General features: G+C 60.1%; 22 protein-coding genes. 6 read left to right on the top strand and 16 right to left on the bottom strand.

Annotated elements, in window-relative coordinates:
- Positions 1-34: 34 nt before the first annotated feature.
- Together infC and thrS are read right to left on the bottom strand one after the other, a co-directional pair.
- Entirely contained in the window at positions 35-586 is a 552-nt protein-coding gene (infC, locus tag ACIPQ1_RS13155; RefSeq protein WP_169432615.1) for a translation initiation factor IF-3, read from the bottom strand.
- Positions 586-2,508, bottom strand: a complete 1,923-nt coding sequence (gene thrS / locus ACIPQ1_RS13160) for a threonine--tRNA ligase (RefSeq protein WP_014337550.1) — start codon at positions 2,506-2,508, stop codon at positions 586-588. The genes infC and thrS overlap by 1 nt, the downstream gene beginning before the upstream one ends.
- Before the next feature lie 370 nt (positions 2,509-2,878).
- On the opposite strand from thrS, the gene ACIPQ1_RS13165 reads away from it, so the two are divergent.
- Positions 2,879-3,181: a hypothetical protein gene (locus tag ACIPQ1_RS13165; protein ID WP_095962812.1), complete on the top strand. Its 303-nt coding sequence runs from the start codon at positions 2,879-2,881 to the stop codon at positions 3,179-3,181.
- A gap of 289 nt (positions 3,182-3,470) precedes the next feature.
- Entirely contained in the window at positions 3,471-3,683 is a 213-nt protein-coding gene (locus ACIPQ1_RS13170; RefSeq protein ID WP_003179963.1) for a cold-shock protein, read from the top strand.
- Positions 3,684-3,751: 68 nt separating this feature from the next.
- On the opposite strand, the gene ACIPQ1_RS13175 is transcribed toward ACIPQ1_RS13170, so the two are convergent.
- Positions 3,752-4,066 carry an I78 family peptidase inhibitor gene (locus ACIPQ1_RS13175; protein WP_250962207.1) on the bottom strand — a complete coding sequence of 105 codons (315 nt, stop codon included), beginning with the start codon at positions 4,064-4,066 and terminating at the stop codon, positions 3,752-3,754.
- Positions 4,067-4,221: 155 nt separating this feature from the next.
- On the bottom strand, positions 4,222-4,527 hold the full coding sequence (locus tag ACIPQ1_RS13180) for a hypothetical protein (protein ID WP_186706636.1): 306 nt from the start codon (positions 4,525-4,527) through the stop codon (positions 4,222-4,224).
- A 127-nt stretch (positions 4,528-4,654) separates the two neighbouring features.
- Here ACIPQ1_RS13180 and ACIPQ1_RS13185 point away from each other — a divergent pair, with 127 nt between their 5' ends.
- Positions 4,655-4,852, top strand: a complete 198-nt coding sequence (locus ACIPQ1_RS13185; protein ID WP_250962209.1) for a hypothetical protein — start codon at positions 4,655-4,657, stop codon at positions 4,850-4,852.
- 46 nt (positions 4,853-4,898) lie between these two features.
- Here the strand turns inward: ACIPQ1_RS13185 and ACIPQ1_RS13190 are convergent, their stop codons facing one another.
- From ACIPQ1_RS13190 to ACIPQ1_RS13225, 8 genes are all read right to left on the bottom strand, one after another.
- Positions 4,899-5,927 carry a nucleoside hydrolase gene (locus tag ACIPQ1_RS13190; protein WP_003203636.1) on the bottom strand — a complete coding sequence of 343 codons (1,029 nt, stop codon included), beginning with the start codon at positions 5,925-5,927 and terminating at the stop codon, positions 4,899-4,901.
- Between the two features lie 30 nt (positions 5,928-5,957).
- Entirely contained in the window at positions 5,958-6,362 is a 405-nt protein-coding gene (rbsD, locus tag ACIPQ1_RS13195) for a D-ribose pyranase (protein ID WP_411385048.1), read from the bottom strand.
- Positions 6,359-7,273, bottom strand: coding sequence for a ribokinase (gene rbsK / locus ACIPQ1_RS13200; protein WP_446534255.1), 915 nt, complete (start codon positions 7,271-7,273; stop codon positions 6,359-6,361). The genes rbsD and rbsK overlap by 4 nt, the downstream gene beginning before the upstream one ends.
- Before the next feature lie 23 nt (positions 7,274-7,296).
- Positions 7,297-8,316, bottom strand: coding sequence for a LacI family DNA-binding transcriptional regulator (locus ACIPQ1_RS13205; RefSeq protein WP_411385050.1), 1,020 nt, complete (start codon positions 8,314-8,316; stop codon positions 7,297-7,299).
- A gap of 3 nt (positions 8,317-8,319) precedes the next feature.
- Positions 8,320-9,297: an ABC transporter permease gene (locus ACIPQ1_RS13210; RefSeq protein WP_411385051.1), complete on the bottom strand. Its 978-nt coding sequence runs from the start codon at positions 9,295-9,297 to the stop codon at positions 8,320-8,322.
- Complete coding sequence (locus ACIPQ1_RS13215) at positions 9,294-10,847, bottom strand: sugar ABC transporter ATP-binding protein (RefSeq protein ID WP_186706630.1); 1,554 nt, start codon at positions 10,845-10,847, stop codon at positions 9,294-9,296. Before ACIPQ1_RS13215 ends, ACIPQ1_RS13210 begins: the two co-directional genes overlap by 4 nt.
- A 55-nt stretch (positions 10,848-10,902) precedes the next feature.
- Positions 10,903-11,862, bottom strand: a complete 960-nt coding sequence (locus tag ACIPQ1_RS13220; RefSeq protein WP_186706629.1) for a sugar ABC transporter substrate-binding protein — start codon at positions 11,860-11,862, stop codon at positions 10,903-10,905.
- Positions 11,863-12,008: 146 nt separating this feature from the next.
- Positions 12,009-12,461 carry a hypothetical protein gene (locus ACIPQ1_RS13225; RefSeq protein ID WP_446534256.1) on the bottom strand — a complete coding sequence of 151 codons (453 nt, stop codon included), beginning with the start codon at positions 12,459-12,461 and terminating at the stop codon, positions 12,009-12,011.
- A 204-nt stretch (positions 12,462-12,665) separates the two neighbouring features.
- On the opposite strand from ACIPQ1_RS13225, the gene ACIPQ1_RS13230 reads away from it, so the two are divergent.
- Positions 12,666-12,965, top strand: a complete 300-nt coding sequence (locus ACIPQ1_RS13230) for a DUF1654 domain-containing protein (RefSeq protein WP_411385053.1) — start codon at positions 12,666-12,668, stop codon at positions 12,963-12,965.
- Between the two features lie 5 nt (positions 12,966-12,970).
- Positions 12,971-13,660, top strand: a complete 690-nt coding sequence (locus tag ACIPQ1_RS13235) for an endonuclease (RefSeq protein ID WP_186706626.1) — start codon at positions 12,971-12,973, stop codon at positions 13,658-13,660.
- 155 nt (positions 13,661-13,815) lie between these two features.
- Here the strand turns inward: ACIPQ1_RS13235 and ACIPQ1_RS13240 are convergent, their stop codons facing one another.
- Positions 13,816-14,181 (bottom strand): SPOR domain-containing protein, encoded by a 366-nt coding sequence (locus ACIPQ1_RS13240; RefSeq protein ID WP_411385054.1) that lies wholly within the window; start codon positions 14,179-14,181, stop codon positions 13,816-13,818.
- Positions 14,182-14,428: 247 nt separating this feature from the next.
- Here ACIPQ1_RS13240 and csrA point away from each other — a divergent pair, with 247 nt between their 5' ends.
- The gene (gene csrA / locus ACIPQ1_RS13245; RefSeq protein WP_003179932.1) at positions 14,429-14,623 is read left to right on the top strand and encodes a carbon storage regulator CsrA; all 195 of its coding nucleotides are present in this window, start codon (positions 14,429-14,431) and stop codon (positions 14,621-14,623) included.
- Between the two features lie 193 nt (positions 14,624-14,816).
- Here csrA and ACIPQ1_RS13250 read toward each other — a convergent pair whose 3' ends face one another.
- From ACIPQ1_RS13250 to ACIPQ1_RS13260, 3 genes are all read right to left on the bottom strand, one after another.
- Positions 14,817-15,272, bottom strand: coding sequence for a DUF2214 family protein (locus tag ACIPQ1_RS13250; RefSeq protein ID WP_186706624.1), 456 nt, complete (start codon positions 15,270-15,272; stop codon positions 14,817-14,819).
- A 178-nt stretch (positions 15,273-15,450) separates the two neighbouring features.
- Positions 15,451-16,833: a cysteine--tRNA ligase gene (cysS, locus tag ACIPQ1_RS13255; protein WP_446534257.1), complete on the bottom strand. Its 1,383-nt coding sequence runs from the start codon at positions 16,831-16,833 to the stop codon at positions 15,451-15,453.
- Positions 16,834-16,854: 21 nt separating this feature from the next.
- Positions 16,855-18,552, bottom strand: a complete 1,698-nt coding sequence (locus ACIPQ1_RS13260) for a glutamine--tRNA ligase/YqeY domain fusion protein (protein ID WP_446534258.1) — start codon at positions 18,550-18,552, stop codon at positions 16,855-16,857.
- Positions 18,553-18,691: the final 139 nt, after the last annotated feature.

The raw sequence follows: 18,691 nt of genomic DNA on the forward strand, positions 1-18,691 counted from the left end.
AAACATAATCGCAAGGCCTGCCGTGCCCTGGTGATTACTTCTTCTTTTTCGGGGCGATGACCATGATCAGCTGGCGTCCTTCCATCTTAGGATGCTGTTCGACCGAACCGTACTCGAGCAGGTCTTGTTCAACCCGCTTGAGGAGTTCCATCCCCAGCTCCTGGTGGGCCATCTCACGGCCGCGGAATCGCAAGGATACCTTGGCCCTGTCCCCATCACTCAGGAAACGTACCAGGTTGCGCAGTTTTACCTGGTAATCCCCTTCCTCCGTCCCTGGACGAAACTTGATTTCTTTTACCTGAATCTGCTTCTGGTTTTTCTTCGCCGCGGCAATCTGCTTCTTCTTTTCGAAGATCGACTTGCCGTAGTCCATCACCCGGCAAACCGGTGGGACTGCGTCCGCGGAGATTTCTACCAGATCAAGCTTGGCTTCTTCAGCAATACGAAGCGCTTCATCAATCGAGACGATGCCAATCTGCTCGCCGTCAGCGCCAATTAACCGAACCTCGCGTGCCGAGATATTCTCGTTGATCGGGGCTTTCGGTGCAGCTCGTTTATCTTGTCTCATTTCACGCTTAATAATAATTACTCCAAATCTGGGCGACCACGCCGGGAAACCGCTTGCGCGAGGAACTCAGCGAATTCGGCGACGGGCATCGAGCCCAGGTCAGCACCTTCACGAGTACGCACAGCGACAGTCTGCATCTCGACCTCCCGATCTCCAATAACCAAGAGAAAGGGAACCTTGAGCAAAGTATGCTCGCGGATTTTAAAGCCGATCTTTTCATTTCTCAAGTCGGACTTGGCACGAAATCCGCTTTGATTGAGAGTTTTTTCGACTTCAGCGGCAAAATCTGCCTGTTTATCAGTGATATTCATGATCACTGCCTGGGTCGGCGCCAGCCACGCAGGGAACGCGCCCTCGTAGTGTTCGATCAGAATCCCGACGAAACGCTCGAACGAACCGAGGATCGCGCGGTGAAGCATGACCGGGTGCTTGCGGCTGTTGTCTTCGGACACATATTCAGCGCCCAGACGGATCGGCAGGTTGAAATCGAGCTGCAAGGTACCACACTGCCACACGCGACCGAGGCAATCTTTGAGCGAAAATTCGATCTTCGGACCGTAGAAGGCGCCCTCACCCGGCTGCAGGTCGTACGCAAGCCCCGCGCTATCAAGGGCGGCGGCCAGGGCCGCTTCGGCGCGATCCCACAGCTCGTCGGAGCCGACGCGTTTTTCCGGACGAGTGGACAGCTTCATCTCGACCTCGGTGAACCCGAAGTCGCGATAGACGTCCATGGTCAGCTTGATGAACGCGGCGGATTCGGCCTGCATCTGCTCTTCGGTGCAGAAAATGTGCGCATCGTCCTGGGTGAACGCCCGCACGCGCATGATGCCGTGCAGCGCACCCGATGGCTCGTTGCGGTGGCAAGCACCGAACTCGGCCAGGCGCATTGGCAGTTCGCGGTAGCTCTTCAAGCCCTGGTTGAACACCTGCACGTGGCACGGGCAGTTCATCGGCTTGATGGCGTAGTCGCGGTTTTCCGACTGGGTGGTGAACATGTTGTCGGCGTAGTTGGCCCAATGCCCGGATTTTTCCCACAGGCTGCGGTCGACCACTTGCGGCGTCTTGATCTCCAGGTAGCCGTTCTCACGCTGGACCTGGCGCATGTACTGCTCAAGCACCTGGTACAGGGTCCAGCCGTTCGGGTGCCAGAACACCATGCCCGGGGATTCTTCCTGGGTATGGAACAGGCCCAGGCGCTTGCCGATCTTGCGGTGATCGCGCTTCTCGGCTTCTTCGATGCGCTGGATGTAGGCCGCCAGTTGCTTCTTGTCCGCCCAGGCGGTGCCGTAGACGCGCTGCAACTGCTCGTTCTTCGCGTCGCCACGCCAGTAGGCGCCGGACAGCTTGGTCAGCTTGAAGGATTTCAGGAAGCGCGTGTTCGGCACGTGCGGGCCACGGCACATGTCGACATATTCTTCGTGGTAATACAGGCCCATTGCCTGCTCGTCCGGCATGTCTTCCACCAGACGCAGCTTGTAGTCCTCGCCACGGGCCTTGAAGACTTCGATGACTTCGGCGCGCGGGGTGACTTTCTTGATGACGTCGTAGTCTTTCTCGATCAGCTGTTGCATGCGCTGTTCGATGGCGGCCATGTCGTCCGGGGTGAAAGGACGTTCGAAGGCGATGTCGTAATAGAAGCCTTCATCGATGACCGGCCCGATGACCATCTTCGCGCTCGGGTACAGCTGCTTGACCGCATGGCCGACCAGGTGCGCGCAAGAGTGGCGAATGATCTCCAGCCCCTCTTCATCCTTGGGCGTGATGATTTGCAGCGTGGCGTCGCTGTCGATGACGTCACTGGCGTCGACCAGCTTGCCGTTGACCTTGCCGGCCAGGGTGGCCTTGGCCAGGCCAGCACCGATGGATGCGGCGACCTCGGCTACGGAAACCGGGTGATCGAACGAACGTTGACTGCCGTCGGGAAGAGTAATAGTTGGCATGGCGCCTCCTCTCCTAGTGGTGACCCCTACCAAAGGTCACGTGGGTTGGGATGAGCCAGTACAAGATCCAGTCCAGGCCATTCAATGACGAACGCCTGCCTTACAGCGGCAGGAGCCTTGCGGCCAACCGGGAAACCGAACCAGAGTGACTGGGATTCAAATCAGGGTTATTCGGGTTCTTTGCCACCGGGACGAACGATCATCCGCAGCCTGGAAATAGCCGAGCCCGGCATGCTAGCACAGATGAACGGTCATCGCCGCGTGGGAATTGAAGCAGACGTAAATCCAGGGTTTTTATGCCAGAGTGCTGAACTGAAGCGAGCGCAACGCCTCAGATAACAAGACATCGACCCGAAAGGAGCATCTTCGCATGCGTCTGAATACATTGTTCGCAGTAGTCGCCCCCCTCGCCCTGCTGCTTCCACTGACCGCCCATGCCGACTGGCCAAAGGGCGAGCGCGAAAAATACATGGCCCAATGCACGGAGGCGGCAACACCCCAGATCGGCGCGGCCGCGGCCAAGTCCCATTGTGCCTGTGGCGCCGATGCGATCAAGTCCTACCCTGCCTCGGACATCCAGGCCTTGATGGACAACAAGGCCACCCCGGAGCTGCAGCAAAAGGCACTGGGGCAGATCGCAAAATGCAAGGCCGACAACAAGCCGAAAAAGTAAGAAAACAGGCTTCCCGAACAGGCTTGGCAGGGTGGAAAAACCCTGATTTCAGGCTTTTTTGAACGATTTATTCAGGTTTTACAGCTTTTTTTATTGTCTTTACTTTCGGCTGAAAGCCTTTAAAACCGGGCCTTTCAGCGGGTAAAGGCGATAAAGTAAACACGACTGATTGGCAAACAGCGCCTGCGGGGGGCTCCCAAATCGAACATTTCGACTATGATACCCGGGTGTGCCCAGTTGGCCTGAGCAGCACAGTACACTGAAAATATATGTTTCTTGGAGATACACCATGTCTAATCGCCAAACCGGCACCGTTAAATGGTTCAACGATGAAAAAGGCTTCGGCTTCATCACTCCTCAAGGTGGCGGTGACGACCTGTTCGTACACTTCAAAGCTATCGAAAGCGACGGTTTCAAAAGCCTGAAAGAAGGCCAGACCGTTTCCTTCGTGGCTGAGAAAGGCCAAAAGGGTATGCAAGCTGCACAGGTTCGCCCAGAGTAATTTCTCGGCGCACTAAAAAAACCCCGTCCATGTGACGGGGTTTTTTATGGGCGATTGAAAAGCGTCGATCAGCCGCAGTTCACTCGATTGATCACCAGGCTGGCATCGGTATTGAGGTTCAGGCGATCGGAGCGATATTCAAGCGTCACCATGTCGTTGGGCTTGAGGATCCGCGCATTCTGCGCGCCGGCACGGGTACGGGCCTGCTCCAGCAGCTCTGGCGAAGCTTTCTTTCCAATGGCGAACTCAGCGGCCTTTGCTTCGCAGCGGCTGTGACCGGTCTCGGCCGCCACAGGTTCAGGGGTCGATCCAGAGGTGTTGCTGCAACCGCTCAAGATCATGGCGGCCAGCAAAGTACTCAATGACGCGAGCTTCCAAGGCATGAAGCCTCCTTTTTTCGATGAATAAACAGTGAGCGTGCGACAACCTAAACAGCGCTTGGTTGCAACACCGCAGCCATCAGACTGGGAAAGCTGGCAGTTTGCCTGAGCCTGTTCCCGCTGTTCAGGCTTGAATCGTGACTGGATATGAACGCGACTCAATAAACGTCGATGTAATCGAAGGGTGGATTGGGCCAGTTGTCCTTCAGCGCGTTGTAGATCTGCATGACCCAAACCTCGTCACTGGCAGCGACGCGCCCGACGTAGCCCGAACCCTTGGCCCAGGTCTCGAGGCGAAACCGTAAACCGTCAATGTCGGTGCCGCCGACCACCCCCGAGGACAAATAGGCGATGCCGCCTTTGGTCACGCGCAGCTGGGTATGCTCGTCATCACTGGCCGAGGCCAGCAACTGACGAACCGCCTCGACGGTCAGGCCATCAGGAGCGTTCAAGTCGATCTGCACGGTGGGGCTCCTTAAAAATAAAAGACCAAGTGTCGCACAGCCCTCCCCCAATGCCTAAGTCGCAGTGCCAAATTCTCGGCAAAAATGGTTAACTCAGCCTACAGACCTCCAACTCGCGAGCCCGACCATGAGCACCGTCAGCATCGAAGCCACCATCAATGCCAAATGGTCGCAGGGCCACAGCTCCTATAGCCCGGGCAGCCCGGAGGAACTGGCGCTCATCGGTATAGAATTGTTGGTGAAGGCGCTGGGAACGGAAGTCGCCCGCGATTTCATCCAGCAGGCCTTCGAGCGTTACCCGAGCATCGTCGACGCCGTGGATTGAGGCTCATGCACCCGCAGCTCCGGCCTGCGGGCACATGACAAGCTAGTTACTTCAGGCGCGCCAGGCGCTCGGTCAGCAGGTCGAAGAAGCCCTGGGCATCGCCGTTTTCCACCCAAAACGCGTTCTTCGGTGCCTTCAAGCCGTCGTACCAATCGACGATGGTCTGCCCGAACGTCGGCCCCTCGCGGCTGTCCACGACGACATTGACCGAACGGCCGGTGAACAATTGCGGCTTGAGCAGGTAGGCAATCACCGTCGCGTCATGCACCGGCCCGCCCGTCATGCCGTAGTGCTCCATGTCGCCCTTGACGTATTCGTTGAGGATATCGCCCACCAGCTTGCTGGCGTTATTGTTCAACGCCGCGATCTGCTTCAGGCGCGCTTCGCTGGTGAGGATCTTGTGGGTCACGTCCAATGGCAGGTAGGTCAGCTTCACGCCGCTCTTGGCCACCACCTCGGCCGCCTGCGGGTCGGCGAACAGATTGAACTCGGCCACCGGCGTGATATTGCCGCCGTTGAAGTGCGCGCCGCCCATGATCACCACTTCCTTGATGCCCTGGACGATATCGGGCTCCTGGACCAAGGCCAGCGCCAGGTTGGTCTGCGGCCCCAGCATCGCAATGGTGATGCTGTGGGGCTTGGCAGCCTTTAGCGTGTCGATCAGGTAGTTGACGGCATTGCCCTCGGCCAACCCCTTCTTCGGCTCATGTACCGTGACACCCGACAGGCCTTCCTTGCCATGGATGTTTTCGGCGTAGATGGGCGTGCGCATCAACGGTTTCGGCGCACCGGCGTAGACCGGCACGTCTTCGCGCCCCGCCCATTCACGGGCCAGGCGAGCGTTGCGCGAGGTCTTGTCCAGGCGCACATTGCCGGCAACGGTGGTCAGCGCACGGATATGCAGTTCCTCGGGCGATGCCAGGGCGAACAGCAGCGCCACCACGTCGTCAGCGCCCGGATCGGTGTCGATGATCAAGTCAATTTTTTCCGCCGCCTGGGCGCTCGTTGCGGTGATCAGTGACAAAAGCAGCAGACTCCGGATCAGTTGATGCATTTTCTGAGCATAGCGGTGCATGGCGCACTCCTTGTGCAGGGTTGAACAGGATTAGAACGTCACACCCGCGACCAGCACGATATTGCAGTACGGCGAACACTCGCCGGTGCGAATGATCGCCCGCGCCTGTCGGCTGATGACCTTGAATTGCTCATGACTGACCAACGCCCGCTCACCCAGCGCACCCTCTGCATTCAGCGCTTGCAGGGTCGTCAGGGCCGACGGTTGCTTGTCGAGGATTTCCTCGGCCAAAACATGGCTTTCCACCTGCATTTCGCTGAGCACCACCTTCAAGGTGCTGACAAAGTCAGGAATGCCATGGGTCAGGGCCAGGTCGATCAACTCGACCTGGGGCGGCACAGGCAGGCCGGCATCGCCGATGACCACCTTGTCGCCATGGCCGAGGGAAGCGATCAGTCGGGACAGTGCCACATTCAACAACGGCGTCTTTTTCATGATTTGAAAGCCTGTACGTCCAGCAATGTGGGAATTGAAGGTTGCGCGCCGGATCGGGTGACCGACAGCGCGGCGGCGGCCTGACCGAAACGAATCGCTTCGACTTCGTTCTTGCCGCCGGCCAGGGCTGCCGCGAAGCCGCCGACAAAGGTGTCTCCGGCCGCCGTGGTGTCCACTGCCTTGACCCGCGGGGCCGGGAAATGTTCGAAGCTGGTACCGTTGGCGAACATCAAGCCCTGGGCCCCCAGGGTCACGATCACCTTGCCGGCACCGGCGGCTATCAGATGCGCTGCGGCGGCTTCGGCGGTTTCCAACGATTCCACCGCCAGCCCGCTCAGCACCGCGGCTTCGCTTTCATTGGGAATCAGATAATCGACGCAGGCATACCAGTCGGCCGGCAACGCATGGGAAGCCGGCGCGGGGTTGAGAATGATGATTTTGCCCAACTCACGGCCGCGCTTGAGGGCATGGCCGACGGTGGCGTCCGGCACTTCGAGCTGGCAGACAATGACATCGGCGCTTTGCAGCACTGCATCGACACTGTCCAAGACCTCGGCGGTAAGTGCTCCATTGGCCCCGGCGACGATGACGATGGCATTCTGGCTGTTGTCATCGACGACAATCAGCGCCACGCCACTTGAGTCCTCCACCACGCGCACCGCCTGGCAGTCGATACCCTCGACCAGCAGCGCGCCGCGCAATTGCTCGCCGTAGGCATCGCTGCCCACGCAACCCACCATCGACACCTGCGCCCCCAGGCGCGCGGCAGCGACCGCCTGGTTGGCGCCCTTGCCGCCCGGGATGGTAGCGAACGATTGACCGATCAGCGTTTCACCGCCACGGGGCAGGCGCGGCGCCCGGGTCACCAGGTCCATGTTCAGGCTGCCTATTACCACTACTTTTGCTGGCATACATCACTACTCATCAATTCGGTTCAGCGGTATTGGGCGAATGTACCGGACAGCGGTGCAGTCGACTCTCGCAGGACAATACTCGGCGTCACGATACGCTGGTCGGTGGCAAGGCTCGGCGTCGCGATACGCAGCAGCAGCACTTCGGCCGCCATCTCGCCAAGCTGCAGGATCGACTGCCCCACCGTGGTCAACGCCGGATAGACATAACGGCTCATCTGGATGTCGTCGAAACCGATGACCGACAGTTCGCTGGGCACGCGCACGTTGCGTTCGGCAGCGGCACGCAGCACACCGATGCCGATCATGTCGTTGGCCGCAAAGATCGCACTGGGCGGTTGCCGCTCAAGCAGTTGCGCAGCGGCGCGGTAGCCACCGGTACTGGTGAAATCGCTCTCGAGCATGCGCTCGACGGGCAACTCGATCCCCGCCTCTTTCAGCGCCCGGCAGTAACCGGCCAAGCGCATTTGCGCCACGCTGGTATTGGCCGGGCCGCCGATGAAGGCAATATCGCGGTGCCCCAGCTCCAGCAGATGCCGGGTCGCCAGGTAGGCACCGTATTCATGATCGATGCGCACCAGGTCCGCATCGACACCATCAAGCCCGCGGTCGACGATCACCATGGGCGTGCGCACGTTGGCCAGCCCCTCGGCCAGGCCGACATCACCGCCGGTGGACGCGAAGATCAGCCCATCGATACGTTTTTCCAGCAATACCCGCAGGTAGCTGCGCTGCTTGTCCGGGTTGTCGTCGGAGTTGCACAGGATCACGCAATAGCCGTTGCGCTCACAGTAATCCTCGATGCCCCGGGCCAGTTCGGCAAAGTAAGGGTTGAGGCTGTTGGGCACCAGCAGGCCGATGGTCGCCGTGGTCTTGGCCTTGAGCGACCGGGCCACGGCGCTGGGCACGTAGTCCAGGCGCTCGATGGCCGCCTCGACCTTGAGCCGTACCTCCTCGCTGACCGGTCGCGTCTTGTTCACCACGTGGGACACGGTGGTGTAGGAAATACCCGCGAGCGCCGCTACATCCTTGATCGTCGCCATGGTTCAAGCCCGCCGACTGGCGCGCTGGCTGCGGTAGGTATCGAGCACGACCGCCACCACGATCACCGCGCCGGTAATGATGCGTTTGGTCGGCTCGGTGGCGCCAATCTGCGCCAGGCCCGCCGCGAGCACGGAGATGATCAGCACGCCAAAGAAGGTGCTGATGACCGAGCCGCGCCCACCCATCAGGCTGGTGCCGCCAATGACGACTGCAGCGATCACCTGCAGTTCGAGCCCAGAACCGGCGTTCGGATCCGCGGCCTCCAGGCGAGAAATCTGGAACAGCGCCGCCACACCGGCCAGCAGCCCCATCAGGCTGAACACCAGGATCTTGTAAGGCTTTGGGTTGATGCCGGCCAGGCGCACGGCTTCTTCATTGGTGCCGATGCCGATCAGGTAGCGACCGAACACCGTGCGGGTCAGCACCGCTTGGGCAACGAAGATCACCAGCAAGGCGATGATGAACGAAGGCGAGATGCCAAAGGCGATGGGGTTGGACAGCCAGGCGAACGAGTCGCCGATGTAGGCAGTCCGGGAACCGGTCATCTGGTACGCCAGGCCCCGGGCCATTTCCAGCACGCCGAGGGAGACGATGAACGATGGAATCCGCCATGCCACGGTGATCGAACCGGTGACCGTGCCCGCCAGCGCCGCCACGGCCATGCCGAGCAAGGCCGATGGCCAGACGCTCCAGCCCCAGCCGAGCACGGCCACGCTGACCGTCGAGGCTGCCAGTGCGAGCACCGAGCCCACCGACAGGTCGATGCCGCCGATGATCAGGATGAAGGTCATGCCGACCGCCAGTACCATGAGGTCGGGAATCTGGTTGGCCAAGGTGCTGAACGTGTCATAGGACAGGAAATGGCTGCTCAGGACCGAGAACAGCGCGACCATGGCCAGCAGCGCGCCAGCCAGGCCCAGGTAAGTCCCGAGGCCATAGAAGTTGCCACTCGATTTGCCGACGGCAGATGCGGTTTTCATGAAAAATCCCTAGGCGCTGCTTCGTTGAGCAACGCATCACGTTTCTGGTAGCCGGCGAATGCGGCGGCAAGCAAGTCATCCTGGGTCCAGCTGTCGCGCTCGAAGGTGTCGATCAAGCGTCCGGCGGACAGCACGCCGATCCGGTCACAGATCAACATCAACTCCCGCAGGTCACTGGACACCACCACCAGCGCCTTGCCCTGGCGAGTCAGCTCGCCGAGCAGTGCATAAATGTCGAATTTGGCACCGACGTCGATGCCACGGGTCGGCTCGTCGAAGAGCATGACCGCACAGTCGCGTTCGAGCCAACGACCGATCACGACTTTCTGCTGGTTGCCGCCCGACAATTCGGACACCAATTGGGTCGGGCTTGAACTGCGGATGCGCATGGCATCGACCTGCCGCTGGGCCAAGGCCAATTCGGCATCGCCATTGACCAGGCCGGCGCTGGAAATTTCCGGCATGTTGCCCAGGGCAATGTTGGCGGCGATGGATTGGGTCAGCAGCAGGCCTTCGCCCTTGCGGTCTTCGGTGATCAACGCAATGCCATGGGCCACCGCATCGGCCGGCGAGCGAATGCTCACGACCTGGGCCGGCGAACCCAGCGCCACCGTACCACTGTCGGCCGGGTCGGCACCGAAGATCAGCCGCAACAGCTCGGTGCGCCCTGCCCCGATCAGGCCGGAGATGCCGAATATCTCGCCACTGCGCACTTCGAAGGACACGTCGCGGACCTTGTCGGAACGGGTCAGGCCTTTAACCGTCAACGCCGGCGCACCGATCTGGCGTGGGCCAAGGTCGATATGCTCGCCCAGCTCCCGACCGACCATCAGGGTTACCAGTTGCTCGCTGTCGTAGTTGGCCATCGGCTCGACGCAGACGAGGTTGCCATCGCGCAGCACGGCAATGCGCTGGGCAACTCGCGCCAGTTCTTCGAGGCGATGGGAAATGTAGATGATCGACACGCCGCGCGCCTGCAAGCGCGTGATCTGCTCAAAAAGCATCTCGACTTCGCGCGCCGTGAGCATGGCGGTCGGCTCATCGAGAATCAGCACATGGCAATCGCCGATCAGGTTGCGGGCGATCTCGACCATCTGCTGGTGACCGATCCCCAGCTCGCCGACCAGCGTGTCGGGATCGATGGCATCGAGGCCCACCTGGGCCATGGCCTCGATCGCCGCCTTGCGCAACTGCTTGCGGCTGATCCAGCCACCGTGGCTGGGCAGGTTGTCGAGAAACAGGTTTTCAGCCACGGACAGGGTCGGCAGCAGGTTGAGTTCCTGCATCACCATGCGCACGCCCAGCTCTTCAGCCTGGGTCCGGCTGCCAGGACGATAATCCTGCCCCTGAAATTGCATCTGCCCGGTCGTCGGCGTCACCAGCCCACCGATGATCTTGGACAAGGTGCTTTTGCCGGCGCCATTTTCGCCGGTCAGCGCCAGCACTTCACCGCGCATCAACGTCAAAGTGATATCGGTCAGTACCGGCTGGGCATAGGTCTTGCCGATACCGCTGACGCACAGGACAGCGTTCGGGTCGCGAACGGACATAACAAACTCTCCAATGCGCTCGCCCGGATGGGCGAGCACCGTTGTGTCGCCAGGATTACGGCTTGGTCACCAGCTCGACCGGAGTTTCGATAACGCCGTTGGTGCCGCTGTCGACTTTTTCGCCCTTGAGCATCTTCAGCGCTGTTTCGATGCCGAACACCGCCTGCTTGGCAGCGAACTGGTCGGCAGTCGCCAGGACACGACCGTCCTTGAGCATCGGCTTGATGGCGTTGATGTTGTCGTAGCCGACCACCTGCACCTTGCCGGCCTTGCCCGCCGCGCGCACGGCCGATACGGCACCGACCGCCATGCTGTCGTTACCGGCCAGCAGTGCCTTGATGTTCGGGTATTCGCTGAGCATCGACGCGGCCACCTGGTTGCCCTTGTTGATTTCCCAATCGCCGGATTGCAGGGACACGACCTTGACCTGCGCCGCTTCCATCGCATCCTTGAAGCCCGCGGTGCGGGCCTGGGCGTTGGTGGTGGTGGACACGCCTTCGATGATGCCGACTTCGTCACCGGCCTTGAGTTGCTTGGCCAGGTATTCGCCCACCAGACGCGCGCCCTTGCGGTTGTCAGGGCCTACGAACGGTACGGTGATGTTCTTGCTCTTGACCACGGCCGGATCGAGCTGGTTATCGATGTTGATGACCGTGATACCGGCATCCACGGCTTTCTTGATCACCGGCACCATCGCCTTGGAATCCGCGGGCGCGATGATCAGGGCATCGACCTTGGACACGATCATCTGCTCGACGATGCGAATCTGGTTGGCGGTGTCGGTTTCATCCTTGATCCCGTTGGAGATCAGGTCGAAATCGGCGGAGTGTTCCTTCTGATAAGCCTTGGCGCCGTCTTCCATGGTCAGGAAGAATTCGTTGGCCAGGGATTTCATGACCAGGGCGACCTTGGGTTTTTCTGCGGTCTGGGCGAATGCCGAGGAGAGAGGCAGCGCAGCGGAGGCAGCCGCGAGCATGGCAACAGCGAGAAGGCGTCCAGCGAATGGCAACTTCATGGGTTCACTCCGATCTTATGATTATTGTGAGCAAATCAGTGCACGGAACGCCGCGCAAACGTTTGCGTGAAGTGAACTATGGTAAGGCTTCGGGAATTTGTCAACGTTGCGATTTGATCCGCAACGTTGCAGTTGAACGGAGAAGCTCAGGCCGTCGTGTTGACCACCGTACCCGAACCGGCGCCCTTGGCCAGCTCCGTGACCAGGCGGCCGGTGACTTCCAGCAACGCGCCACTGGTATCGGCGATCTGGCCCTGAACCGCCATGATTGCCGAGGTCTTGGCTTCCTCCGTCGAATAGTTGCGCGCCTCGGCGGCGGCCAGTTGCTGTTGCTGCTCACGGAGCTGTTGCTGCAGCTCTTGCATCCGCTTGAGCAGCACCTGGACGGCCACGCTCTGGGTGCTGCCACCCTCCTGCGCCTGGTCGGTTGCTTCGGCGCTGGCACCCAGGCCCGTGCGGACCTTGCCCGAGGTTTGCGTCGTACCCAAGGCCTCATCGGCGGCCTGGGCTTCTGCCTCGCTCAGCGCCTTCAGGGTGGCTGCGGATTTGCCGCCGATGGTCACGGCTGCCGCACTGGGAAAGCCGATGGAAAAGGCCATGTCAAAACTCCATGAAGGGGGATTCCTACGAAGGACATCGTCCGCCGAAGCACTTTCTTTAGCGCTCGCTGAGATCAGCCGATCGCTTCGCCACCCTGAACGAGTGACACCTGTTTATTTAACGGAGAAAAAAATCCTTTCTCCTACACCAAAACGAAAAAAGTGCTGTCAGACGATCTTCTTGAATTTTAAGTAGTTGCGTAAATGCCTACGGTTAAATACTGTATGCACGTACAGCTTAATAAGGATAATCCTGTGGCCACTCCCTCCGCTGCAACCACCCCCTTAGATTCCTATACGCGACTCGGCCTGCGGGTCTCGAAAATCATCAATGCCCCCACCGCACAAAAAGCCAAGGCCGCACTGATCTTCCGCCTTCCCGACGAGCCTGTGGATGAGTGGGAGCGCCTCCTGGAAGAAATCGACGAGAACGACAACGTGACCCTCGCCTATCGCGACGACGGTGGCGTGCAGGTTTTCTGGGTTGTGCCGAAGGAAGATTGAGCGTGATGAGTGTTCGCTGCTTAGCTTTACTGCTTGTGTTTATCGCCACGGGGGCGCAGGCCGGTGCCCCGCGCACCTTCAACGAAGCCAAGAAAATCGCCTGGAAACTCTACGCCCCGCAATCCACGGAGTTCTATTGTGGCTGCAAATACACCGGCAACCGCGTGAACCTGGCCGCCTGCGGTTATGTACCGCGCAAGAATGCCAGCCGCGCCGCTCGTATCGAGTGGGAGCATATCGTTCCGGCGTGGCAGATCGGCCATCAGCGTCAATGCTGGCAAGCAGGCGGTCGCAAGAACTGCACCCGCTATGATCCGGTCTATCAACGGGCCGAGGCCGACCTGCACAACCTGGTGCCGAGCATCGGGGAAGTGAATGGCGACCGCAGCAATTTCAGTTTCGGCTGGCTGCCGGAGCAAAAGGGCCAATACGGCTCATGCCTGACCCAAGTGGATTTCAAGGCCAAGAAGGTCATGCCCCGCCCTTCCATCCGAGGGATGATCGCCCGGACCTACTTCTACATGAGCAAGCAATATGGCCTGCGCCTGTCGAAACAGGACCGGCGCCTGTATGAAGCCTGGGACAAGACCTACCCGGTCGAAAGTTGGGAACGCCAGCGCAACCAGAGCGTGGCGTGCGTCATGGGGCGTGGGAACGAGTTCGTGGGGCCGGTGGACATGAAGGCCTGCGGTTGACCTGCCCTTTGTAAACACCACAAACCCACTGTGAGAGCGAGCTTGCTCGCGATAGGGGCATGTCAGTCAACATCTATATTGGCTGATCCATCGCTATCGCGAGCAAGCTCGCTCCCACAGGTTTTGTGGCGTAACTGAGTTTTTGGGCTGCCCGGTTATTGAGCCGTCGGGTAATCCACCACCAACGCCTCGATGTTGCGTTTCTTCGCCCGGACCAACGCGGCCGTGACCTGTTCCTGCTTGGCTTTGGCTTCAGCCTCGGAGCTCAAAGGGCCGACCAGGACGCGCTCCTTGCCGTTTTCCCGCACCACGGTCGACATGAAGCTGTGCTCGATGAGCCAACCGGTCAGGTCGCTGACAGCCTGCGGTGTCTGCCCGCGAACCTCGACGGCCCACTGCGGTGCGGCAGCGGCGGCCGGTGCGGAGGTCACGGCGGGTTTCGGTTTCGGTGCTTCGACGTCACGCCCTTCCCCGCATCCTGCCAGTGCCAATACCGCAATTACCCAAGCCAATTTGCGCACAACGTTTCCCCTGGAAGACATGAGGCACGGATTTTAGCACCCGTGCCCATCAAGATCGCCGCAAACAATGCTCAAAACACGAGAATCCTGCCCGGCGTCTCTGTATAGTCGCACCCTGGGAATTAATGCAGCATCTGCACGTCAGAAAGAGGCACCCACATTGTGACACTTAGCACTAATCTATAAGCAGTACCGACATCTGCACTGTCTGAATCAGGTGCCCTATAAAGCAATCAAGGAGAACACCATGCTGATACTCACCCGCAAAGTCGGTGAAAGCATAAACATTGGTGACGACATCACGATCACCATTCTGGGCGTTAGCGGCCAACAGGTCCGGATCGGCATCAACGCCCCGAAGAACGTTGCGGTGCATCGCGAAGAGATTTATCAGCGTATTCAGGCCGGCCTCACCGCGCCCGACAAGCCGCAAACTCCCTGAGCCTTGCAAGCAGTCCGCAGCCAGCCCGTTTGCATCGTCGCAATGGCTGGCTAAAGATTCTGGTCGACCGCGCCGTACCCTGCCCTCCTCGCCTTCTTTCGTCCCGCCCGTGAACCGATACTAATGGCATGACCTCTAGCATGGCTGTCAGACGTTTCGTTTTAATGATGACGAAGCAGGCGTTCGCGGCCGGTCAGCCCAGGCCCACGCCGCGCGCCATGCCTGTGGCGGCGACCACCATCAAGATCAGCAACAAGGCTTCGATGTGGCTGATCCGCGCAAGTCGGCCTGCTTTCGAAGGATCGATCGCCGTCCCTTTGCCCAGCGCCATCCGCCATTTGATCAGGGCGATCATCGGCACGATCTCCAGCAGCAGGATCAGCAGCAGCAACGTCATCTTCAGATGAAACAGCGGTTGGTGCAGGTAATAGTCCGTGCCTTTTTCGAACCCGCCGAACGCTCGCATCCCACCGGTCACCAACAGCACCAGCGCCGACAAGCCCCACACGTTGTCGGCGACCAAGACACCCCGCACCGCATCCACGCCGCCCGCCAGGCGTCGTAGCGCCGTGCCGCGCGTCAGCACCGCCCAGAACCCGAGGGCGAACGCCAGCAAATGGATTGCCGCAAGCGACCAATGAGCCAACATGGAAGACTCCTGACAGAGAGAACGTCGAATCGACCTGACAGTACTAGCTCATAAAGCAATGATTGCCAGGGTTGGCATGCAAAAAACTGCGGGGGGTATCAGTGACAAAAGTGCTGCCTGACACACCGCATTCGCGAGCAGGCTCGCTCCCACAGGGGTATTACAGGCTTTAAGGATCTTAGTCCGCCAATCGCCAGGTCGTCCCGCCCTTCCCGTCTTCCAGTACCACGCCCATGGCGGTGAGCTGGTCGCGGATGCGGTCGGATTCGGCCCAGTCCTTGTTGGTCCGGGCGGTCAGGCGCGCCTGGATCAAGGCTTCGACCTCGGCGGCGTCCACCCGGCCTTCGGCGCCGGCCTGCAGGAAGTCATCGGCTTCGAGCTGCAACACACCCAGCACGCTGGCCAGTTCTTTCAGGCGGGCCGCGAGACCGGCCGCGGCATTGAGATCGCTCTCACGCAGACGGTTGATTTCGCGCACCATCTCGAACAGCACCGCGCAGGCTTCCGGCGTGCCGAAGTCGTCGTTCATCACTTCGGTAAAACGCGCCACGAACCCTTCGCCACCAGCGGGCGCCACGGCAGGCAGGCCCTTCAACGCATGGTAGAAACGCTCCAGGGCACCCTTGGCGTCCTTGAGGTTGTCTTCCGAGTAGTTGATGGCGCTGCGATAGTGGCTGGACACCAGCAGGTAACGCACGACTTCCGGGTGGTACTTGTCGAGCACGTCGCGGATGGTGAAGAAGTTGTTCAAGGACTTGGACATCTTCTCGCCATTGATGCGAATCATGCCGCAATGCATCCACGCGTTGGCGTAGGTCTTGCCGGTGGCCGCTTCGCTCTGGGCGATTTCGTTTTCGTGATGCGGGAATTCCAGGTCGCTGCCGCCACCATGAATGTCGAAGGTCTCGCCCAGGCAGCAGGTGGACATCACCGAGCACTCGATGTGCCAGCCCGGACGCCCGGCGCCCCATGGCGACTCCCAGCTCGGCTCGCCCGGCTTGGCAGCCTTCCACAGCACGAAGTCCAGCGGGTCTTCCTTCGACTCGTCGACTTCGATGCGTGCGCCGATGCGCAGGTCTTCGATCTTCTTGCGCGACAGCTTGCCGTAGCCCATGAACTTGGCGACACGGTAGTACACGTCGCCATTGCCCGGGGCGTAGGCATAACCTTTGTCGATCAAGGTCTGGATCATCGCCAGCATGCCCGGGATGTGGTCCGTGGCACGGGGCTCCAGGTCCGGCTTGAGGATATTGAGGCGCGCCTCGTCCTCGTGCATGGCCTTGATCATGCGCTCGGTCAGCGCATCGTACGGCTCGCCGTTTTCACGGGCACGGTTGATGATCTTGTCTTCGATGTCGGTGATGTTGCGCACGTAAGTCAGGTCGTAGCCACTGAAACGCAACCAGCGGGTCACCAGGTCGAAGGCGACCATGCTGCGACCATGGCCGATGTGGCAGTAGTCGTACACGGTCATGCCGCAGACATACATGCGGACCTTGTTGCCATCCAGCGGCTTGAAGACTTCTTTGCTCTTGGTGAGCGTGTTGTAGATCGTAAGCACAGGGTTTCCCTTAAGACTTGATCACTGACCCCAGGAATCGCGCAAGGTCACGGTACGGTTGAATACCGGAGCACCGGGTTTCGAGTCCTTGATATCCGCGCAGAAGTAGCCTTCGCGCTCGAACTGGAAACGGTCTTCCGGCTGTGCGTTGCCCAGCGAAGGCTCGGCACGACAACCCGTAAGTACTTGCAGGGAGTCAGGGTTGATGTTGTCCAGGAAGCTGGCGCTGTCTTCGGCCTTCTCCGGGTTCGGCGAACGGAACAGGCGATCGTACAGGCGCACTTCGCACTCGACGCTGGCGGTGGCCGGCACCCAGTGGATCACGCCCTTGACCTTGCGACCTTCCGGGTTCTTGCCCAGGGTGTCGGGATCGTAGGAGCAACGCAGTTCGACGATGTTGCCGTCGGCGTCCTTGATGGCTTCGTCGGCGCGGATCACGTAGCTGCCACGCAGGCGCACTTCACCGGCAGGCTCCAGGCGCTTGTAGCCTTTTGGCGGCTCTTCCATGAAATCGTCACGGTCGATGTAGATTTCCCGGGCGAATGGCAGGACGCGCACGCCCATGTCTTCTTTCGGGTGGCGCGGCAGCTCGAGGTTCTCGACCTGGCCTTCCGGGTAGTTGGTAATGACGACTTTCAGCGGACGCAGCACGCACATGGCGCGGGGGGCGCTGTGGTCCAGGTCGTCACGGATGCTGAATTCCAGCATGCCGAAGTCCACCACGCCGTCGGAACGGTTGGTGCCGACCATCTCGCAGAAATTGCGGATCGATTTGGGTGTGTAGCCGCGACGACGGAAGCCCGACAGCGTCGACATGCGCGGGTCGTCCCAGCCATTGACGTGCTTCTCGTCCACCAGTTGCTTGAGCTTGCGCTTGCTGGTGATGGTGTAGTTCAGGTTCAGGCGACTGAATTCGTACTGGCGCGGGGTGGCCGGCACCGGCAGGTGCTCGAGGAACCACTCGTACAACGGACGGTGGCTTTCGAATTCCAGGGTGCAGATCGAGTGAGTAATGCCTTCGATGGCATCCGACTGGCCATGGGTGAAGTCATAGTTGGGGTAGATGCACCATTTGTCGCCGGTCTGGTGGTGATGGGCGTGACGGATGCGGTACATGATCGGGTCGCGCAGGTTCATGTTCGGCGAGGCCATGTCGATCTTGGCGCGCAACACCCGGGCACCGTCCGGGAACTCACCGGCGCGCATGCGAGCGAACAGGTCCAGGTTCTCTTCCACGCTGCGTTCACGGAACGGGCTGTTCTTGCCCGGCTCGGTCAGGCTGCCACGGTATTCCTTGGCTTGCTCGGGGGTCAGGTCGCACACGTAGGCGTTGCCGGACTTGATCAGCTCCACTGCCCAGTCGTGCAACTGGTCGAAATATTGCGAGGCGTAGCGCACCTCACCGGACCATTCGAAACCCAGCCACTTGACGTCGCTTTCGATTGCGTCGATGTATTCCTGGTCTTCCTTGGCCGGGTTGGTGTCGTCGAAACGCAGGTGCGTGACGCCGCCGAACTCCTGGGCCAGGCCGAAATTCACGCAGATCGACTTGGCGTGGCCGATGTGCAGGTAGCCGTTGGGCTCCGGAGGAAAACGCGTGACGATCTGTGTGTGCTTACCCGAGTCCAGGTCCGCCTGGATGATCGGGCGCAGGAAATTGACCGGCACGGCCGGGCCGGTCTTGGAATTCGAGGTAGGGTCGACAGTGGGCTTGCTCATAGGATCCTTGAACAGACAAGTGCGCGGCCGGGTGCGGCCTGATAAATCAAAGCCCGTATCATAGCCGATGCTGTCAAGCACCTGACAGGCCAGGCCGGCAAACGATTGAATTTAATCGACGGCCAGATGAAAAACAGCC

Source organism: Pseudomonas sp. LARHCG127, assembly GCF_052871455.1.